General features: G+C 66.8%; 15 protein-coding genes. 2 read left to right on the top strand and 13 right to left on the bottom strand.

Annotated features, from left to right (window positions below; translation table 11 throughout):
• Window positions 1-45: 45 nt before the first annotated feature.
• The 9 genes from ACVWZN_RS04765 to ACVWZN_RS04725 form a co-directional block, all read right to left on the bottom strand.
• Window positions 46-882 (bottom strand): substrate-binding domain-containing protein, encoded by an 837-nt coding sequence (locus tag ACVWZN_RS04765; protein ID WP_456952821.1) that lies wholly within the window; start codon window positions 880-882, stop codon window positions 46-48.
• Complete coding sequence (locus tag ACVWZN_RS04760) at window positions 858-2,690, bottom strand: PQQ-dependent catabolism-associated beta-propeller protein (protein ID WP_456952820.1); 1,833 nt, start codon at window positions 2,688-2,690, stop codon at window positions 858-860. The genes ACVWZN_RS04765 and ACVWZN_RS04760 overlap by 25 nt, the downstream gene beginning before the upstream one ends.
• The gene (locus ACVWZN_RS04755; RefSeq protein WP_456952819.1) at window positions 2,678-3,025 is read right to left on the bottom strand and encodes a hypothetical protein; all 348 of its coding nucleotides are present in this window, start codon (window positions 3,023-3,025) and stop codon (window positions 2,678-2,680) included. The genes ACVWZN_RS04760 and ACVWZN_RS04755 overlap by 13 nt, the downstream gene beginning before the upstream one ends.
• A complete protein-coding gene (locus tag ACVWZN_RS04750; protein WP_456952818.1) occupies window positions 3,016-3,621 on the bottom strand; it encodes a cytochrome c oxidase subunit 3 in 606 nt (201 codons plus the stop codon). Before ACVWZN_RS04750 ends, ACVWZN_RS04755 begins: the two co-directional genes overlap by 10 nt.
• Entirely contained in the window at window positions 3,621-5,516 is a 1,896-nt protein-coding gene (gene ctaD / locus ACVWZN_RS04745; RefSeq protein ID WP_456952817.1) for a cytochrome c oxidase subunit I, read from the bottom strand. Before ctaD ends, ACVWZN_RS04750 begins: the two co-directional genes overlap by 1 nt.
• Window positions 5,516-6,517 carry a cytochrome c oxidase subunit II gene (gene coxB / locus ACVWZN_RS04740; protein ID WP_456952816.1) on the bottom strand — a complete coding sequence of 334 codons (1,002 nt, stop codon included), beginning with the start codon at window positions 6,515-6,517 and terminating at the stop codon, window positions 5,516-5,518. The genes ctaD and coxB overlap by 1 nt, the downstream gene beginning before the upstream one ends.
• Window positions 6,518-6,525: 8 nt before the next feature.
• Window positions 6,526-7,098, bottom strand: coding sequence for a c-type cytochrome (locus tag ACVWZN_RS04735; RefSeq protein WP_456952815.1), 573 nt, complete (start codon window positions 7,096-7,098; stop codon window positions 6,526-6,528).
• A complete protein-coding gene (locus tag ACVWZN_RS04730) occupies window positions 7,076-8,866 on the bottom strand; it encodes a methanol/ethanol family PQQ-dependent dehydrogenase (protein WP_456952814.1) in 1,791 nt (596 codons plus the stop codon). The genes ACVWZN_RS04735 and ACVWZN_RS04730 overlap by 23 nt, the downstream gene beginning before the upstream one ends.
• 297 nt (window positions 8,867-9,163) lie before the next feature.
• Window positions 9,164-9,295: a hypothetical protein gene (locus ACVWZN_RS04725; protein WP_456952813.1), complete on the bottom strand. Its 132-nt coding sequence runs from the start codon at window positions 9,293-9,295 to the stop codon at window positions 9,164-9,166.
• A gap of 409 nt (window positions 9,296-9,704) precedes the next feature.
• Between ACVWZN_RS04725 and ACVWZN_RS04720 the strand changes: the two genes are divergently transcribed.
• The gene (locus ACVWZN_RS04720; RefSeq protein ID WP_456952812.1) at window positions 9,705-10,997 is read left to right on the top strand and encodes a nucleotide sugar dehydrogenase; all 1,293 of its coding nucleotides are present in this window, start codon (window positions 9,705-9,707) and stop codon (window positions 10,995-10,997) included.
• A gap of 10 nt (window positions 10,998-11,007) precedes the next feature.
• Window positions 11,008-12,012 carry an NAD-dependent epimerase gene (locus ACVWZN_RS04715; RefSeq protein WP_456952811.1) on the top strand — a complete coding sequence of 335 codons (1,005 nt, stop codon included), beginning with the start codon at window positions 11,008-11,010 and terminating at the stop codon, window positions 12,010-12,012.
• Window positions 12,013-12,057: 45 nt separating this feature from the next.
• On the opposite strand, the gene ACVWZN_RS04710 is transcribed toward ACVWZN_RS04715, so the two are convergent.
• The 4 genes from ACVWZN_RS04710 to ACVWZN_RS04695 form a co-directional block, all read right to left on the bottom strand.
• On the bottom strand, window positions 12,058-13,344 hold the full coding sequence (locus ACVWZN_RS04710) for a replication-associated recombination protein A (protein WP_456954714.1): 1,287 nt from the start codon (window positions 13,342-13,344) through the stop codon (window positions 12,058-12,060).
• Between the two features lie 119 nt (window positions 13,345-13,463).
• Window positions 13,464-14,171 (bottom strand): hypothetical protein, encoded by a 708-nt coding sequence (locus ACVWZN_RS04705; RefSeq protein WP_456952810.1) that lies wholly within the window; start codon window positions 14,169-14,171, stop codon window positions 13,464-13,466.
• Window positions 14,172-14,384: 213 nt separating this feature from the next.
• A complete protein-coding gene (gene lolA, locus ACVWZN_RS04700) occupies window positions 14,385-15,008 on the bottom strand; it encodes an outer membrane lipoprotein chaperone LolA (protein WP_456952809.1) in 624 nt (207 codons plus the stop codon).
• Window positions 15,009-15,103: 95 nt separating this feature from the next.
• Complete coding sequence (locus ACVWZN_RS04695) at window positions 15,104-17,404, bottom strand: DNA translocase FtsK (protein WP_456952808.1); 2,301 nt, start codon at window positions 17,402-17,404, stop codon at window positions 15,104-15,106.
• Between the last annotated feature and the right edge of the window lie 153 nt (window positions 17,405-17,557).

The following is a 17,557-nucleotide window of genomic DNA, read 5'->3' as shown; positions in this document are numbered from 1 at the left end:
TGCAAGTGGTTTCCGCCATTTTCGGCCTGAAATCCCGGCTTTTGGCTATTTTTGCGCCGCGTCGGGCATTTCTGCGGCTGCCGGGTCGACCGACGGGCGCGGAATGCCGTAGTCGTCGAGGATCTTCGCGATCGCAGGCGCCTCGAGTTCCAGCGCGCTGTCGAGCTCGCGGCGCAGCGCGCGATCGTCGCGTCGAACGCCCATCGAAATGTCGAAGACCATGGGTTCGGCCCCGTCCAGCCAGGGCGTGACCGGGGTCAGGAGCAAGGGCGCGGCGGCCTGTTTCGCGTAGTAACCGGCGGTCGGGCCCCAGACCAGCGCGAGGTCGATTTCCCCGCTCGCGACCGCATCCAGGATGGGCTTCTGCGGCGTCGAGTCGGCGTAATCGCCGTAGACCGTGTAGCCGCGGATGTGCTCGTGCAGGCCACGTCGTGCAAGTGCATGCGCCGGCGGCGTGTTGGCACCGTCGTCGCCGATGAGCTGCACGCCGATCGTTGCGTCGCGCAGGCGCGGGTCGTCCAGCGACGATACGTTCGTCCACGACGACCCCTGCTTCGCCACGAAGACGTAGGTCGACCGGTAATACGGCTGCGTGGTCGACAGCATGTCCACGCCGCTGGCGACGCCGGGCACCACGTCGCATTCGTTCGCGTTGATCGTGCTGCGCACGTTGCCGCGGCGCTGCGCCCACCAGGTGTAGCGCACTTCCGCGCCGAGATCCTTGGCGATGAGCGCGATGATCTTGTTCTCGAATCCGCTGCCATCCGATTTCGAAAACGGCAGGTTGTTCGGGTCCGCGCATACGCGAAGCTCCCGCGCCTGCACGGCAGGCACGGCGAGCAGCATCGCGATGAGCGTCAGGGCCCGACGGCGACGCCCCATGGCTTGCCTCCGGTATGGATGGTGGTGATGCTGCGGCCCGTCGCGAGGTCGACCACACCGACGTCGCCCGACAGCCCGTTCGCGGCGTAGAGACGCTTGCCGTCGTGCGACAGCGCGATGCCCCAGACGCGATGGCCCGCGGGCAGATAACGCAGGATGCGTCCGGTCGCGGTGTCGACCTCCCCGACGCGGTCGCCGCGGCCCAGCGCAACGTAGAGGCGCGAACCGGACAGCGCCATGCCGACCGCCTGCACCGTGTCGGTCGCGCCGGGATCGCGGTCGAAGTCGACCACGCGGCTCGGCGTGCGGGTGCGCATGTCGAACAGCGTCGCGGTGGCGCGCGTTTCGGAGGTCACCCACAGCCAGCGCCCATCTGGCGTAAACAAGGCATCGCGCGGGCGCGTACCGACCATTCGACTATCGACCACCTTCATGGTCGCGGCGTCGATGAAATGCACCAGGCTCGCGGTTTCCGACGTCGCCACCACCCATCGGCCATCCGGGCTCGCCGCCATGCCTTCGGGCTCCGCGCCAACGCCCGCCTGCCCGACGATGCGCTTGCCGGCGATGTCGACCGCCGACACCTTCGCGTCGGCCTCGTTGGCGATGTAGAGCCGACGTCCATCCGGCGACAGCGCGAACCGCTCGGGGTCCGGGCCCGACGGCAGATGATCGATGACGCGCTTGGTCGCAAGGTCGACGACATCGATGCGGTCGTCGTCGCCCGCGGCGACCAGCAGACGGCGGCCATCGGGACTCATCCGCAGCCCGCGCGGGCGCTTGCCCACCGCGATCGTCTCGTGCGTCCACGACGGCGAGTGGATGACGTGCACGACGTTGGCCTGTTCGTCGCTGACGTAGATGGTTTCGGCGCGAGCCTGCGGGATCGCGACCAGCGCAGCCGCGGCAACCGCGAGCGAACCAATCGCGCGCGATGGGGTGTCGACCAGTCCGCGTGCGAGTAAGGCGATACCCGCCGCCGCGTGCACGAGACCACCCGGCACCCACATCAACAACCCGGCCAGCTGCTGGTCTTCCGCCGGGCTCAGCCCGAATGCGTCCAGACGCAACGATGCATAGCCCGCGTACCAGGGGCTCTCGGAGAACGCCATCAGCGCACCCAGTGCGCCGCTCGCGGTCGCAGTAAAGAAAAGGCAGCCGACCACCAGACCGCGTTGCGCGCGCGGCGAATGCAGCATCGACCACCAGAACAGCAGCGCCGTGATCAGGAACGACAGGTGCTGCGCAATGTGCCAGCCCGGATTCGCCAGTGCGCGATCGAACGCAGGCGGCGCATGCCAGCCCCAGAGCGCGGCCATCTGCAGCAGGCTGGCGGGCACGGGCGACGTCAGGAAATGCCACGTCCCCGACACCGCGGACTGCTTGCCGGTCGACGCCAGAGCGACACGCCGCGACGCCGGCAGCGCCCACAGCATCACGCCGAGTGGCCGCGACATCACCAGCATCGGCGCGGCGACCAGCATCAACAGCTCGTGTTCGAGCATGTGCGCCGCGAACGAGCGTTCGCCGGCCTGATGCAGCGGCGTCACCACCGCGGCGGCGAGCACGAGCCAGCCCGAGAGATACCAGGCCGCCCCGCTCCGCCACGTCGCGGTGGTCGCGCTGCGGGATGCGAGACGCGTCAGCCCGATCAGGTACCAGACCAGCGAGATCGCGAGCGGCACGGTGACGCTCGCATCGAAGGTCCAATCCGGTGCCGACAGGCGATCTGCGGCGTCGCCGTGCGCGAATGCGACGAGCGGAAGGAGTGCGGCGACGATCGCTACTGCCCGCCTCACGGTGCGCACGCAGGTACCAGCATGGTCGCCGTCGTCTGCCAGACGATGCCGACCGCCAGCAGCGCGGCCATCATCATCGCGACATGTGCGATGAAGCGTCGGGTCTGGAAATGCGGCGCTTCCGGATCGCCGCCGCGCGTCGACGCCCATGACAGCCATGCGCCGAGCGCGATCAGCAGAATCGCGGGAATGCCGACCGCCAGTCCCGAATTTCCGTTACCCAGCCGGCAGTCGTAGCGCAGCATGTCGCTGAGCAACTGGTGGTGCACGATCTCCGCGACCATGCCGGCGATCAGCCCGGCCCACGGCGCGAGTCGCGAGCGATGCAGTCGGCTCACAGCCATCGCGGCGTCCAGTAGATGACGAGGTAGATCACGATCCAGCTGCCGACGATGAAGTGCCAGTACATGGCGTTGTCGGACGCGTCGGAGAACTTGCGGCCGTCCCATTCGCCCTTCCAGGCGAGGATGGCGATCACCACGCTGTCGTAGACGTCGGTGAGCGTGTGCACGGTATGCAGCACGATCAGCGCCCACACGATCGAACCGTAGGCGCTGCGCTGCCAAAGCACGTTGAGCGCGTCGAACTCGAACCAGCGGATCACCAGCATCGCGAGGCCGGCGATGATCGTGAGCGTCAAACCGATGCGCACGACGTTGAGGTCGAGACGCTTGGCAGCGCGCTGCGCCATGACGTTCGGGATCTCGCTGAGCAACCCGACCACGACGAACAGCGTCGACCAGAACAGCGGCGGCACCGGCGACGTCGGCGGCCACACGTCTTCGTTCGGCAGCAGGAAGTAGTACGCACCGATCGCGAGCACGAAGGCCATGCCTTCGATGAGCATGAAGCCGAGCACGCCCCACCAGCTCAGCGTGGTCGGGCCGAAGCCGTAATCCTTCAGGTCACGAACGTTCGCGACGACGCGGGTCGTGCGCATCACGATTCCCCCTTCAGGCTCGGCTCGGAGGCCTTGGGCCAGAACCATGCGGTGAGCGTGATCGCGACCGGGATCGAGCCCCAGACCACGCCCCACTCCTCGAACACCGACCAGATGAAGAGGCCGGTCATCGCGATCGCGGCGAGCAGCGGCCAGATGGTCGGCTCGGGCATGCCCCAGCGGTGCGACGGAACCGCGTCCACCGGCGACGTCAGCAACACCTCGCGTCGATCGCTACGCACGCCTTCGATGACGGGCAGTTCGATGGCCGGCGTGGCGTCCTGATCCAGCCACAGCGGATGGCGGTTGGTGACGACGTGGATCTGCGCGAAGTTGTACGACGGTGGCGGCGACGACACCGCCCACGGCAGGTCGGGCGCACCCCACGGATCGTCGGGCGCGATCTCGCCGCTGCGCAGCGACTTCAGGCCGTTGATGACGTAGAGCAGCACGCTGATCGCGATCATGTACGAGCCGAGCGTCGCGATCAGGTTCGGAATCTCCCAACCCAGGCCCGGCAGGTACGTGTAGACGCGACGCGGCATACCGACCAGCCCGAGGTAGTGCATCGGGAAGAACGTCACGTTGAAGCCGATGAAGAGCAGCCAGAACGACCACTTGCCGAGGCGCTCGCTCATCATCCGGCCGGTGATCTTCGGGTACCAGAACACGATCGCGCCCAGCAGCGGGAATACCGCGCCACCGATCAGAACGTAGTGGAAGTGCGCGACGACGAAGTAGGTGTCGTGCACCTGCAGGTTCAGCGGCACCGAGGCCAGCATCACGCCGGTCATGCCGCCGAGCACGAACAGCGCGAAGAAGCCGAGGATGTAGAGCATCGGCACGCGAAGCACGGGTCGGCCCGTTGCGATCGTCGCGATCCACGCGAACACCTGGATGCCGCTCGGAACCGCGATCAGCATGCTCGCCGCGGTGTAGAAGCTGTTGCCCATCGGCGGCAGCCCGGTCGCGAACATGTGGTGTACCCACAGGCCGAACGCGAGGAAACCGGTGGCGACCAGCGACAGAACCATCGCCGGATACGCGAGGATCGTACGTCGCGAGAACGCTTCGACGATCTGCGAAATCATCCCGAGCGCGGGCATGAAGATGATGTAGACCTCGGGATGCCCGAAGAACCAGAACAGGTGCTGCCAGAGCAGCGGGTCGCCGCCTTCAGCGGCGTTGTAGAACTGCGTGCCGACCAGTCGGTCGGTGATGAGGAACGTGCTCGCGAGCATCACCGACGGCATCGCGAAGATCACCATCAGGCTGGTGACCAGCATCGACCACACGAACAGCGGCATGCGCGCGAGCGTCATTCCGGGCGCGCGCATCGTCATCACCGTCGCGACGATCTCGACCGCGATGCACAGCGCCGCGACCTCGGTGAACGTGATCATCTGCGCCCAGAAATCGGTGCGCTTGCCCGGCGAGAATTCCGAACTCGACAGCGGCGTGTAGCCGGTCCAACCCGCTTCCGGGCCGATGTCCATCAGGAAGCAGACGAAGATCAGGATGCCGCCGAACAGGTACATCCAGTAACTGAAAGCGTTGAGCCGCGGGAACGAAATCGCACGCGTGCCCACCATCAGCGGGATGATGTAGACGGCCACCGCCTCCATCACCGGCACCGCGAACAGGAACATCATCGCCGAGCCGTGCAGCGAGAAGACCTGGTTGTAGCGGTCCGGCCCCAGCACCGTGTTGTTCGGGATGATCAGCTGCGTGCGCATCAGCAACGCAAGGATGCCGGCGAGCGCGAAAAACACGAACGCGGTGACGATGTAGCGTCGCCCGACGCGCTTGTGGTCGACCGTTGTCAGCCAGCCGATGAAGCCCGGCTTGTCGGCCCAGACGCGTTCCAGCTCGGCGATGGACGGGTCCTGCGCCATCACTTCAGCTCCATCAGGTAATCGACGAGATCGCTGACGTCCTGCGGCGACAGCGGAACGGCCGGCATGTTCGCGCCGGGCTTGGGGTGCTGCGGGTCGATGATCCACGCGGCGAGGTTTCCGCGATTCATCGGTAGCGTTCCGGCGGCAATGGTTCGACGGCTCGCGAGATGCGTGAGGTCCGGACCGGTGCGTCCGCCGGTTGGCGTACCGACGATCTGGTGGCACATCGCGCAGGCTGCCTGCGTAAAGATGGCCTGCCCGTGCTGCGCGGCCGCGGTGGTCGGCGTCGCGCCCGGCTGTCGCTGGTGGTCGGCCCACGACTGGAAGGCGGCGATGTCTTCGACCTGCACGTCGATCGCCATCTTCGCGTGCTGCAGGCCGCAGAACTCGGCGCACTGGCCGCGGTAATAGCCGTTGACGCGCGGCGTCAGCAGCAGCGCGTTGGTGCGGCCCGGAATCAGGTCGTGCTTGCCGCTCAGTGCCGGCACCCAGAAGCTGTGGATGACGTCACCCGAGACGAGTTCGACGTGCACCGTGCGGTCGCGCGGCAGGTGCAGTTCGTTCGCGGTGGTGAAGTGGCGCGACGCATCGCGGTCGAGATACTCGACTTGCCACCACCACTGTTTCGCGGTGACGCGCACCGCGAGATCGGCTTGGCCGTTGCGGATGCGGCGGTCGGCAATGTAGCTCGACGACACCAGCACGGTCAGCAACCCGACGATCAGCACCGTCCACGCGACCAGCGCGATCGACAGCGCGCGATCGCGCGTGGTGCCTTCGCGCTGAAGCGTGCGGCGGCGACGGAGGATCGCGACGCCGAGGCCGATCAGCACGACGACGTACATCGTCCCGCAGACCGCGACGAGCAAGTTCCAGACCTGACGGATCGTCGCGCCCTGGTCACCCGCGCCGACCAGCACCGACTGCACGCCGCTGCAGCCCGACAGCGCCAGCATCGCGACGAGTGCGACGCCGGCGATACGCAGCGATCGCGTCACCCGTGACATCACGGCGGGGGCGCCTGCACGCCGCTCACGTCGCCGCCCTTCTTGGCCTGCGTCGGCATCTGCGTCGGCGGCGGTGCGCCGAGCATCGAATCCGGTCGGCTCGGCGCAGCGTCCTTGCGCACGTTGCCCGACAGCGACAACACATAGGCCGCGAGTTGCCATGCCTGCTGGTCGGTCACCTTGCCGCGGAACGACGGCATGCCGTTCGGTCGGCCGTCGAGGATGGTCGCGTGGATCTGGTCGATGCGGCCGCCGTAGCGCCACTCGTCGTCCATCAGCGCCGGGCCCATGCCGCCGCCGCCATTGGCATGGCAACCGTTGCAGTTGAACCAGCGGAACCAGTGGCCGCCCTGGGTGATGTGGTACGCGTTGTCCTGGTAATGCAGGCCGACCGGATCGATCGGGTCCGGCATCGGTTCGCCGGGTTGCAGGTCGGTCAAGCGCGGGCTGTTGCGCACCGTTGCCGACGGCGACGAGTGATATTCGCGACGCTCGCGCTCACAGCCGACGACGAGCAGTGTCGACGCCGCGAGCACCGCGACCGCCAGTTCAATGCGGAAGCGCGAAGACATAGAGCGTCCCTCCCGCGGTCGTCTTCTGCTTGAGGTCGGCCATCGCCGCGCCCCACCCGGCCGCCGCCGTCGCGTCGCGCGTGTCGAGATTGTTGGTGACGACGGCGCCCGGCCAGCCGCCGACGCCGGACAGGATCGCGATGTACTGATGACCGTCGGGGCCGCGATACGCGATCGGCTGGCCGATGATTCCGGAGCCGGTCTTGAACTTCCAAAGCAGCGCACCGCTGCGTGCGTCGATCGCCTTGAACCAGCCGTCCATAGTTCCGTAGAACACGACGTCTCCAGCGGTCGACAACGTGCCGCTCCACACCGGCAGATCTTCCTTGATCTTCCACATCGCGCGGCGCTGCACGGGATTCCATGCCGTGACGACGCCGCGGTTTCCGCCGGGCCCGGCGTAGTACTTCTCCTCCGCACCGATGTAAGGCGTACCAGCGATGTAGTTCACCTCGCTCGGTTGCCAGTCCATGCACAGGTTGTTATGCGGGATGTAGACGAAGCCGGTGCGCGGCGAGAACGACGACGGGTTCCAGTCCTTCATGCCCGGTGCGGACGGACACACTTGTCGGCTGGTATGGCCCGTCTTCGGCCACTTCTCCGCGTTGAACTGCGGACGCCCCGTCTTCATGTCGACCTTCAGGATCGAATTGACCGGGCCGTAGGGATCAGCCGAATAGACCTGACCGGTCGCGCGGTCGAGCACATACATGAAACCGTTGCGCTCCGGCCGCACGATGACCTTGCGGCGCTTGCCGGCGATGGTCATCTCGAGCAACAGGTTCTCGTTGATCGCGTCGTAATCAAACAGGTCGTGCGGCGTGAACTGGTAGAACCAGCGCGCTTCGCCGGTGTCGGGATCGCGCGCGAACATGCCGGCGGTCCACTTGTTGTCGCCGGGGCGCTGATCGGCATTCCACGGCCCGGCGTTACCGGTGCCGTAATAGATGAGGTCGAGTTCGGGGTCGTAGGAAATCCAGCCCCAGACATTGCCGCCGCCGATCTTCCAGGCGTCCGCAGGCCAGGTCTTCGAGCCGAGATCCTTGCCCTTGTCGCCGGAATAGAAGGGCTTGAACGATGGGCCGATCAGCACGTCCTCGTCGGGACCGGTGCTGTACGCCTTCCACACGATCTTGCCGCTGCCGGCATCGAGCGCAGCGATCCAGCCGCGTACGCCGAACTCGCCACCGGAGTTGCCGACCAGCACTTTGCCCTTCACCACCAGCGGGGCCATGGTGATGGTCTCGCCCTTGTTGATGTTGCCGAGCTTCGTGCGCCACGCGAGCTGCCCGGTCGCGGCGTCCACGGCGATCGTGTTGCCGTCCAGCGTGTTGAAGTACACGCGGCCGGCCCAGTACACCGCGCCGCGGTTGACGACGTCGCAGCAGGCAACGCCCTGCGACGCGGGCTCGGGCTTCGGCTTGTACGACCACTTGGCCGGTGCGCCGGGCTTGGTCAGGTCGAGCGCGTATAGGACATTCGGAAACGGCGTGACCACGTACATCGTGTTGCCGACCACGATCGGCGCCGCCTCCTGCCCGCGATCGACACCGGTGGAGAACGTAAACGAGACCTGCAACTTGCCGACGTTCGCCGTCGTGATCTCGTTGAGCGGGCTGTATCGCGTGCTCGCGTAGTCGTGCGCGGGCATCGTCCAATCGCCGGATGCCTGCGGCGCGGCCGCGCTCGCCGTCAGCGCGGCGAAACCCAGGACGAGGCCCACCAACGCAGCCGCCATCGTCCGCAGGCTTCGATCAGAATCGTGCACGGTCGCATCTCCATTTAAGCGCGCCGCGGCGTATTCCTCGCGGCCGTGGCCGGCACGCTAAACAGCCGCTGGTGAACGCCGAGTCATGTTTCGAACACGAAACATGCACATGCGGTAACGCACGGAAACGGGTTCACCGGAATGATTTCGCGGTGTCGCGCGGGCGGCTGATTCATAGCTCGGCAGCAATCGATGCTGCAGTGCATTAAGTCACGCACGAACGCGGAAAACGGCTGCGTTTTCGTGGGTTCCGCGCACGGTCGCACCGTTACGCGAAGCCCAAGCGTTCCCGACCGGTCACCGGCAGGCGCGGTACACACGTTCCTGCAAGGCCGACAACAGATCGTAGTTGCGCGAGAGTCCGGCACGACGCTCGACCGCGTCGCGATAGTCACGCGCCTGCGCGCAGTCATCGTGCGTGTCGGTCATGGCGACGGTCGTTCGCGCGCTTCGTCGCGTCGAACGCTTCCGCGTTGTTGCACGGGTCCGCGGACGTGGTTCGTCGCTCGCCGGTGCCACCGGGTCCGGCGTCGCATCCCAGATTTCCGCAGTGCGCTCGCCGTGCGCGCAGGGCTCGCTCTGGTAGCGCTCGTGCCCATCGCGCGTTACGCACTTCTGCACCGTCTGTGCGTTCGCGGCAGTAGCCGCGCACAGCATCGTGACGGCCAGCGCCGCCGTCCACATCCTTGTCGTCATCGCGAATCCTCCTGTCGTGGCGACAGGATCGGGGCGTGCCGGCATGCGTTGAATCAGCCGCAGCCGCGACGCTGTGTCGGACTTCTCCGAGACGGATGCGGGGCGACGGGGCATCATAGGTGGCCGCCCCGGGAATCTCCGCATGCACGACACGCCCCTGCCCGTCCTCGCCGAAGCACGCATCGCCGTGGTCGGCCTCGGCTACGTCGGCCTGCCCCTGGCGATGGCCTTCGGGGCGACGCACGACACGCTCGGCTTCGATATCGATGCGGGCCGCATCGACGAACTGCGCGGCGGTCACGACCGCACGGGCGAGGCGGACGCAGGCGACTTCCGGCGCGCCACGCGCCTGCGCTTCGATTCCGACGTTGCAGTGCTCGCCAACCGCGACGTCTTCATCATCACCGTCCCAACGCCGGTCGACGCATTCAAGCGCCCCGACCTCAGCCCGCTCGAAGCTGCAAGCCGGACCGTGGGCCGTGCGCTGAAACGCGGCGGCGTCGTCATCTACGAATCGACCGTGTATCCCGGCGCGACCGAGGAAGTCTGCGTGCCCATCCTCGAGCGCGAGTCGGGCCTGCGCTATCGCGCTGACTTCCACGTCGGCTACAGCCCGGAGCGCATCAACCCGGGCGACCGTCGCCACAAGCTGCCCGACATCGTGAAGGTGACCTCCGGTTCCAGCGACGCTGCAGGCCGGTTTGTCGACGCGTTGTATCGCTCCGTGGTTCCGGCGGGCACGCATCTCGCGTCCAGCATCCGCGTCGCGGAAGCCGCGAAGGTGATCGAGAACATCCAGCGCGACGTCAACATCGCGCTCGTCAACGAACTTGCGCTGATCTTCGAACGCCTCGGGCTCGACACGCTCGAAGTGCTCGAAGCCGCCGGCACCAAGTGGAACTTCCTGCCGTTCCGGCCGGGCCTGGTCGGTGGGCACTGCATCGGCGTCGATCCGTATTACCTGACGCACAAGGCGCAGGGCATCGGCTACCACCCGGAAGTGATCCTCGCGGGGCGACGCATCAACGACACGATGGGTCAGCACGTCGCGCAACGCGTGCTGCGGCTGATCGCCGCGCAGGACACGCCGCCTCCGCATCCGCGCGTGTTGGTGCTCGGCCTCGCGTTCAAGGAAAACTGCGGCGACCTCCGCAATACGCGCGTGGTCGACATCGTGTCGGAACTTGCGGCGTACGGCGCCCATGTCGACGTGCACGACCCGCGCGTCGATGCCGAGGAAGCGCGTCGCGAGCATGGCCTTCGCCTGATCGATGCGCCGAACTCCGGCGCGTACGACGCGGTCGTTCTCGCCGTGCCGCATACGGAGTTCGTGCAGGACGGCGTGGATTCGATCATTCGCTTTGGCCGCGACGGCGCGGTCATCTTCGACGTCAAGGGCGCCCTGCCCCGCGCCCTCATCCACGGTCGCCTCTGAGGACTTCGCCATGCGCGTGCTCGTGACCGGCGCCGCCGGCTTCATCGGTTCCCACCTCACCAAGCGCCTGATCGAGCGCGGCGACGAAGTGCTGGGCTTCGACGACCTCAACGATTACTACGACCCGCAGCTCAAGCGCGATCGCCTGTCGCGCGTCGTGCCGGGCCACGACTTCCAGTTCGTCCACGCCAAGCTCGAGGACCGGGATGCGATGGGTCGCGCGTTCGCCGACTTCAAGCCGCAGCGCGTGGTGAATCTCGCCGCGCAGGCGGGCGTGCGCTACTCGCTGGAAAACCCGCGCGCCTACATCGACAGCAACCTCGTCGGCTTCATCAACGTGCTCGAAGCCTGCCGACATGGCGGCGTTGAGCATCTCGTTTATGCATCGTCGAGCTCGGTCTACGGCGCGAATCGCGAGCTACCGTTCGCCGTCGAGCACAGCGTCGACCATCCGGTCAGCCTGTACGCGGCGACCAAGAAGGCGAACGAGTTGATGGCGCACACGTACAGCCATCTGTACGCGGTGCCGACGACGGGCCTGCGCTTCTTCACCGTCTACGGTCCCTGGGGCCGGCCGGACATGGCGCTGTTCCTGTTCACGCGAAAGATCCTCGCCGGCGAGCCGATCGATGTGTTCAACCACGGCCGACACAGTCGCGATTTCACCTACATCGACGACATCGTCGAAGGCGTGATCCGCACGCTGGACACCGTGCCGCAGGCGTCGGACGACGCATCGCTGCTCGCATCACCCGCGACATCGACCGCGCCGTATCGCGTCTACAACATCGGCAGCCACCGCCCGGTCGAACTGCTGCGCTATATCGAGGTGCTGGAGGAATGTCTCGGGCGCAAGGCCGAGCGTCGTCTAGTGCCGATGCAGCCGGGCGACGTGCCGGATACGTATGCCGACGTCGAGGCGCTGCGTCGCGACACGGGCTACGCGCCTTCCACGCCGGTGGAAACGGGCGTCGCGAAGTTCGTGGAGTGGTATCGCGGGTACTACGGCGTCTAATACGTCGACATGTGCGTCATGGCGACGCGCTACGGATTGCAGCTGTTAGCCGTCGCCGCCTGATGATTCGCCACGCGCATCCGCACGCAGCTGACGCAATCGCGCGAGCTTCTCGCCGAGCTTGATCTCCAGCCCGCGGTCGACCGGTCGGTAATACACGCGTTCGCCCATCGCATCGGGGAAGCCGGTCTGGTCGAGCGCGATGCCGCCCTCCGCGTCGTGGTCGTACTGGTAGCCCTTCGAATAGCCCAGCGACTTCATCAGCTTGGTCGGCGCGTTGCGCAGGTGCAGCGGCACGTCCTGCGTGCCGAGTCGGCGCACGTCGTCGCGCGCTTCGTTCCATGCGACGTAACCGGCGTTCGACTTTGCCGTGGTCGCTAGATAGATCACCGTCTGCGCTAGTGCGAGCTCGCCTTCCGGGCTGCCGAGGCGATCGAACGTCTCCCACGCATCGATCGCCATTTCGAGCGCGCGCGGATCTGCGAGGCCGATGTCCTCGACCGCCATGCGCGTAATGCGCCGCGCGAGATAGTTCGGATCGGCGCCGCCATCGAGCATGCGCGCCAGCCAGTAGACCGCCGCGTCGGGGTTCGAACTGCGCACCGATTTGTGCAGCGCCGAGATCTGGTCGTAGAACTGTTCGCCGCCCTTGTCGAAGCGACGCGTGCGATCGGCCAGCACCTGCACCAGCGTGGCCTCGGTGATGCGCCCGCCCTCGCCCGTCGCGAGTTCGGCGGCGATCTCGAGCAGTGTGAGTGCACGGCGGACGTCGCCATCGGCTGCCGTCGCGATCTGTCGCAGCGAGTCCTCGTCGACCTGCAGGCCCTGCCCGCCGAGCCCGCGCTCGCTGTCGTCGAGAGCCCGATGCAAGGCTTCAACGAGGTCGTCGACCGCGACCGCCTCCATCACGTGGACGCGGCAGCGCGACAGCAGTGCCGAGTTCAACTCGAACGATGGGTTCTCGGTGGTCGCGCCGACGAACACGATGGTGCCGCGCTCGATCGCCGGCAGGAACGCGTCCTGCTGCGCCTTGTTGAAGCGGTGGACCTCGTCGACGAACAGCACGGTTCGGCGTCCGTCCGCGAATCGCTCCGCGGCTTCCGCCAGCACCTGACGCACCTCCGGCAGGCCGGAGAGCACCGCCGAAATCGCGCGGAATTCGGCGTCGGCGTATCGCGCAAGCAGCAAGGCGAGCGTTGTCTTGCCGCAACCAGGCGGACCCCAGAGCACCATGGAATGCACACGGCCCGATTCGACGGCGCGTCGCAGCGCGGAATTCGGCGCAAGCAGTCGTTTCTGCCCGACCATTTCGTCCAGCGTGCGAGGGCGCATGCGCTCGGCAAGCGGGCGCAGCGAATCGACGGCGGGGTCGTCGTCGCGGGCGAAAAGTGTGGGACGTCGGGCCACGGCGTGCGATGCGGGGACGGGCCCCGCACCTTAGCAGCCGCGCGTCAGAGGCTCGCGATGCCGGTCGTGGTGGCCGACCACTCGCTGCCCGGGCCGAGCTCGTAATGCACGCGCACCCAGCGATGCGCTGCGCTGTCGTACAGGCCCTGCACCTGCGCCGGGGTCGAGCCGTCGGCGCCGAAGTCGACCAGGCCTTCGCCGTTGACGCGCACGAAGCGACCGATGTTGGTGGCGTCGACCTTTCCGGACGTCCACTTCACCGGCTGGCTCTGGAACTCGCCGTGCAGCGCCTTCGCGACCTGCTGGTCCAGCGAGACCGCGAGCGACGAGCCGGCAACAACCGCCTTGCCGTCACCGCCGCCGAGTTCCAGCTGCGGGTACGTCACCTCGGTGCTGGTCGTGTCGTACATCGCGGCGAAGCGGAACGGGATCCATTCGCCCTGCCCGTCGATGCGCAGGCGACCGTCGCCGGTGACTTCGCGGTCCTGGATGCTCGCCGGGCGTACCTGCACCTTGCCGAGCTGGACGACGACGTCGGACGTGTCGAACTGTCGCGTGATGCTGCCGATGACGGCGGCCGCGACCGAGTCGTCGATCTGCTCGCGCGCTTCCAACCGCGATGTCGCAGCCGGTGCCACCGGCGCGGCAACCAGCGGCGCGGCGGCCGCGGTCGTCCGATGTCCAGCGATGAGCGAGGTGGCCGCAAGTGCGGCGAAGGTGCCGACGGAGAGGAGCGTGCTGCGAAGCGGCATTTCGATGGCCTTGCGTGACGCGACCGCGTCGTGTGAAGGCCACTCTCGGCACGCCGGCGTGGATGATTCGTGATATCGCGAGCCGGAAAACCTCAATCGTTCCAAACGGTTAAGGCTTGTTTGCACGCCTTCACCGAACGGTCGGAATTGCTTGATCGGCGGCACGAAAAAGGGGCGGTTGCCCGCCCCTTCGATTGTCGAACCGTTGCGGCCTCAGCCGCCGATGACGTCTACGCCCTTCGGTACCGCGAAACGGAAGGTGCCGGCCGGCAGCGGTGCATTGCGCTTCAGATCGCTGAAGCTGATGTCGGTGCGCTGGCCGAGCTGGTCGACCACCTGCATCTTCGACAGGCCACCCGCGCCGAAGCCGAGCTTCGCGCTGCGGAAGCCGGAGGCAGTGGCGTCGCCCTTCGGCGTCAACGTCAGCCACTCGAGCCCGTTCGCTGCGCCGGCTTCCTGCACCTTGAACTGCGCGTCGAGACGCGACGGATTGGTCAGCGCCGTCAGCGGACTGGTGCGCTCTTCGGCACCCTGCGGGCGCTTGGTCACCTGCTGCAGGTCGGGCTCGTAGATCCAGACGGTCGTGCCGTCCGCCACGATCTGCTGCGGGTACGGCTTGGCGTATTCCCAGCGGAACTGCTTCGGCGCCGACAGCGACACGCGGCCGCTGCTGGTCTCCTTGAGCTTGCCGCGGGCATCGAACACCTGCTGGGTGAAGCGGCCATCGAGCGTCTTCAGGCCCTTGGTGAACGTGTTGAGCTGGTCGCGCGCGCCAGCGCTGGCGACGCCCGCGAAGAGCATCAGGCCGGCGGCGGCCAGGGTCGTCATGGAACGCATGGCGATCTCCAAAAAGGTCTGCCGCGAGTCTGTGCGGCGTTTCATGAACAGGGCGCGAGTATCAGCGGAACCGCGACGTCGCCTTCAGCGCGACCTCAGTTCTTCGGCGGCGGCGGCGCGAGCACGCTGCGGTCGCCGTTGTGTTCCGGCGGCGTCACGACGCCCGCGGCTTCCATCGCCTCGATGAGTCGCGCCGCGCGGTTGTAGCCGATCTTCAGGCGACGCTGGACGCCGGAAATCGAGGCGCGACGGCTCTCGGTGACGATGCGCACCGCCTCGTCGTACAGAGGGTCGGACTCGTCGCCACCACCGCCGCTGCTTTCGGGTAGGCCGGTCGGGCCGACGACCACGCCGTCGCCCATCGTCTGGATTTCCTCGAGCACGCCTTCGACATAGTCCGGCCCGCCGCCGATCTGCTTCAGATGCTCGACGACGCGATGCACTTCCTCGTCGCTGACGAAGGCACCGTGCACACGCTCCGGCATCGATGTACCGGGCGGCATGTACAGCATGTCGCCGTGGCCGAGCAGCGTTTCGGCGCCCGACTGGTCGAGGATCGTGCGCGAGTCGATCTTGGACGACACCTGGAACGCGATACGCGTCGGGATGTTCGCCTTGATCAGGCCGGTGATGACGTCCACCGACGGCCGCTGAGTGGCGAGGATCAGGTGCATGCCCGCGGCGCGCGACTTCTGCGCCAGGCGGGCGATCAGTTCTTCGACCTTCTTGCCGACGATCATCATCATGTCGGCAAATTCGTCGATGAAGATGACGATGTGCGGCAGCGGCTCGAGCTGGCGCGGCACCTCGCCGGCCTCGGCGTTCGGCCGGAACAGCGGGTCCATCAGCGGCTGCCCAGCGTTGATCGCGTCGGTCACCTTCTTGTTGAAGCCGCCGAGGTTGCGCACGCCGACCGCGGACATGAGCTTGTAGCGGCGCTCCATCTCGGCAACGCACCAGCGCAGGCCGTTCGCGGCCTCCTTCATGTCGGTCACGACCGGCGCCAGAAGGTGCGGAATGCCTTGATAAACAGACAGTTCCAGCATCTTCGGGTCGATCATCAGCAGGCGCACGTCCTTGGCCGACGCCTTGTAGAGCAGCGACAGCACCATCGCGTTCACGGCGACGGACTTGCCCGACCCGGTCGTGCCCGCGACGAGCAGGTGCGGCATGCGAGCGAGGTCGGCGACCGTAGGCCGGCCCGCGATGTCCTTGCCCAGTGCCAGCGTCAGCGGGCTGGTCGACTTGTCGTATTCCTTCGAGCGGAGCAACTCGGAGAGATAGATCATTTCCCGGTTGACGTTCGGGATCTCCAGCCCGATCACCGACTTGCCCGGAATGACGTCGACCACTCGCACAGACTTTACTGAAAGTCCGCGCGCTATGTCCTTGTCCAGACTCGAAATCTGGCTGACTTTGATGCCCGGCGCGGGTTCGATCTCGAATCGCGTGATGACCGGGCCCGGATATGCACCCACTACGTGGGCATCGATCCGGAAGTCCTTGAGTTTGAACTCGATTTGCCGCGACAGCGTCTCGAGCGTCTCCGGGTCGTAACCCTTCGGCTGCGGCTTCGGGTCGTCCAGCAGCGCGAGCGGCGGAATGCCGGTGCCGTCGGAGACATGGAACAGCGGTATCTGCTGCTCGCGCTTCGCGCGCTCGCTCTTTTCCACGACCGGCGCCGGCGGCGGCTCGATTTTGACCGGCGCGCGCTTCTCGCGCTTCTCGGTCTCGACCTTGCGCACCTGCTCGCGCTCCTCGCGCAGCACGTGCACTTCGCGACGCTCGACGACCTCGCGGGCGCTGCGGCGGAAAAGCGTGGACACGAACGGGCCGGCAGACATCACCCACCCACCGACGCGGTCCATCACGTGCAGCCATGAAAGGCCGGTCGCCAGCGTCACCGACGTCAGCAACAGCGCGAGCAGGAACAGGTTGCCGCCGAGCTGGCCGAAGCCACGTGCGAGCGATCGGCCGACCAAGCGACCGAGGATGCCGCCGGCACGCGAAAGATCAGCGTCGACGGTGCCGAGCCGCAGGTGCAGAAGCCCCGTCATCGCGATAAGAAACGCGACCAACCCGACCAGCCGCAGAGCGGGCGTCAGGTCGCTCTTTTCGACGTCGGTGTCCTTCTGGAACATCGCGATCCAGACGATCGCGCCGAGGATCACCGGCAGCAGATAGGCCGCGTAGCCGAGCAGGTTGAAAATGATGTCGGCGATGATCGCGCCGACCGCGCCGCCCATATTGTGGAGCGGTGCCGTGACCGCGCCGGAGCTGGTCCAGCCCGGATCCTGCGGCGAGTAGGTGAACAACGTCGCCACGAGGTAAAGCATCGCGGGGACGATGAAGATCAGCGCGATATCGCGCGCCATGCGCTGGCGCCCCGGGGACATTCCGGGACGGGGCGACTGGGATGCGGCCGCGTTCGCGGCCTTCTTGCGGGTTGCAGCTGGCGCCTGCGCCACGTGAGATGCAGCCTTAGGTCGAGCGTGTTAGTCGTTGAATATACGTGAAAACCGGCGCTGCATACGGCCAGCGCCGGTTCC

Source organism: Lysobacter sp. HA35, assembly GCF_054061195.1.
This window is presented reverse-complemented; position numbering and strand designations above follow the sequence as displayed.

What these genes read in the sequence shown, in the direction of transcription:
- ctaD (WP_456952817.1), bottom strand. Translation starts at nt 5,516, where the DNA reads ATGGCGCAGGACCCGTCCATCGCCGAGCTGGAACGCGTCTGGGCCGAC.
- ACVWZN_RS04705 (WP_456952810.1), bottom strand. Translation starts at nt 14,171, where the DNA reads ATGCCGCTTCGCAGCACGCTCCTCTCCGTCGGCACCTTCGCCGCACTT.
- ACVWZN_RS04735 (WP_456952815.1), bottom strand. Translation starts at nt 7,098, where the DNA reads ATGTCTTCGCGCTTCCGCATTGAACTGGCGGTCGCGGTGCTCGCGGCG.
- ACVWZN_RS04725 (WP_456952813.1), bottom strand. Translation starts at nt 9,295, where the DNA reads ATGACCGACACGCACGATGACTGCGCGCAGGCGCGTGACTATCGCGAC.
- ACVWZN_RS04720 (WP_456952812.1), top strand. Translation starts at nt 9,705, where the DNA reads ATGCACGACACGCCCCTGCCCGTCCTCGCCGAAGCACGCATCGCCGTG.
- ACVWZN_RS04710 (WP_456954714.1), bottom strand. Translation starts at nt 13,344, where the DNA reads ATGCGCCCTCGCACGCTGGACGAAATGGTCGGGCAGAAACGACTGCTT.
- ACVWZN_RS04695 (WP_456952808.1), bottom strand. Translation starts at nt 17,404, where the DNA reads ATGTCCCCGGGGCGCCAGCGCATGGCGCGCGATATCGCGCTGATCTTC.
- ACVWZN_RS04755 (WP_456952819.1), bottom strand. Translation starts at nt 3,025, where the DNA reads ATGGCTGTGAGCCGACTGCATCGCTCGCGACTCGCGCCGTGGGCCGGG.
- ACVWZN_RS04715 (WP_456952811.1), top strand. Translation starts at nt 11,008, where the DNA reads ATGCGCGTGCTCGTGACCGGCGCCGCCGGCTTCATCGGTTCCCACCTC.
- ACVWZN_RS04750 (WP_456952818.1), bottom strand. Translation starts at nt 3,621, where the DNA reads ATGCGCACGACCCGCGTCGTCGCGAACGTTCGTGACCTGAAGGATTAC.
- ACVWZN_RS04765 (WP_456952821.1), bottom strand. Translation starts at nt 882, where the DNA reads ATGGGGCGTCGCCGTCGGGCCCTGACGCTCATCGCGATGCTGCTCGCC.
- lolA (WP_456952809.1), bottom strand. Translation starts at nt 15,008, where the DNA reads ATGCGTTCCATGACGACCCTGGCCGCCGCCGGCCTGATGCTCTTCGCG.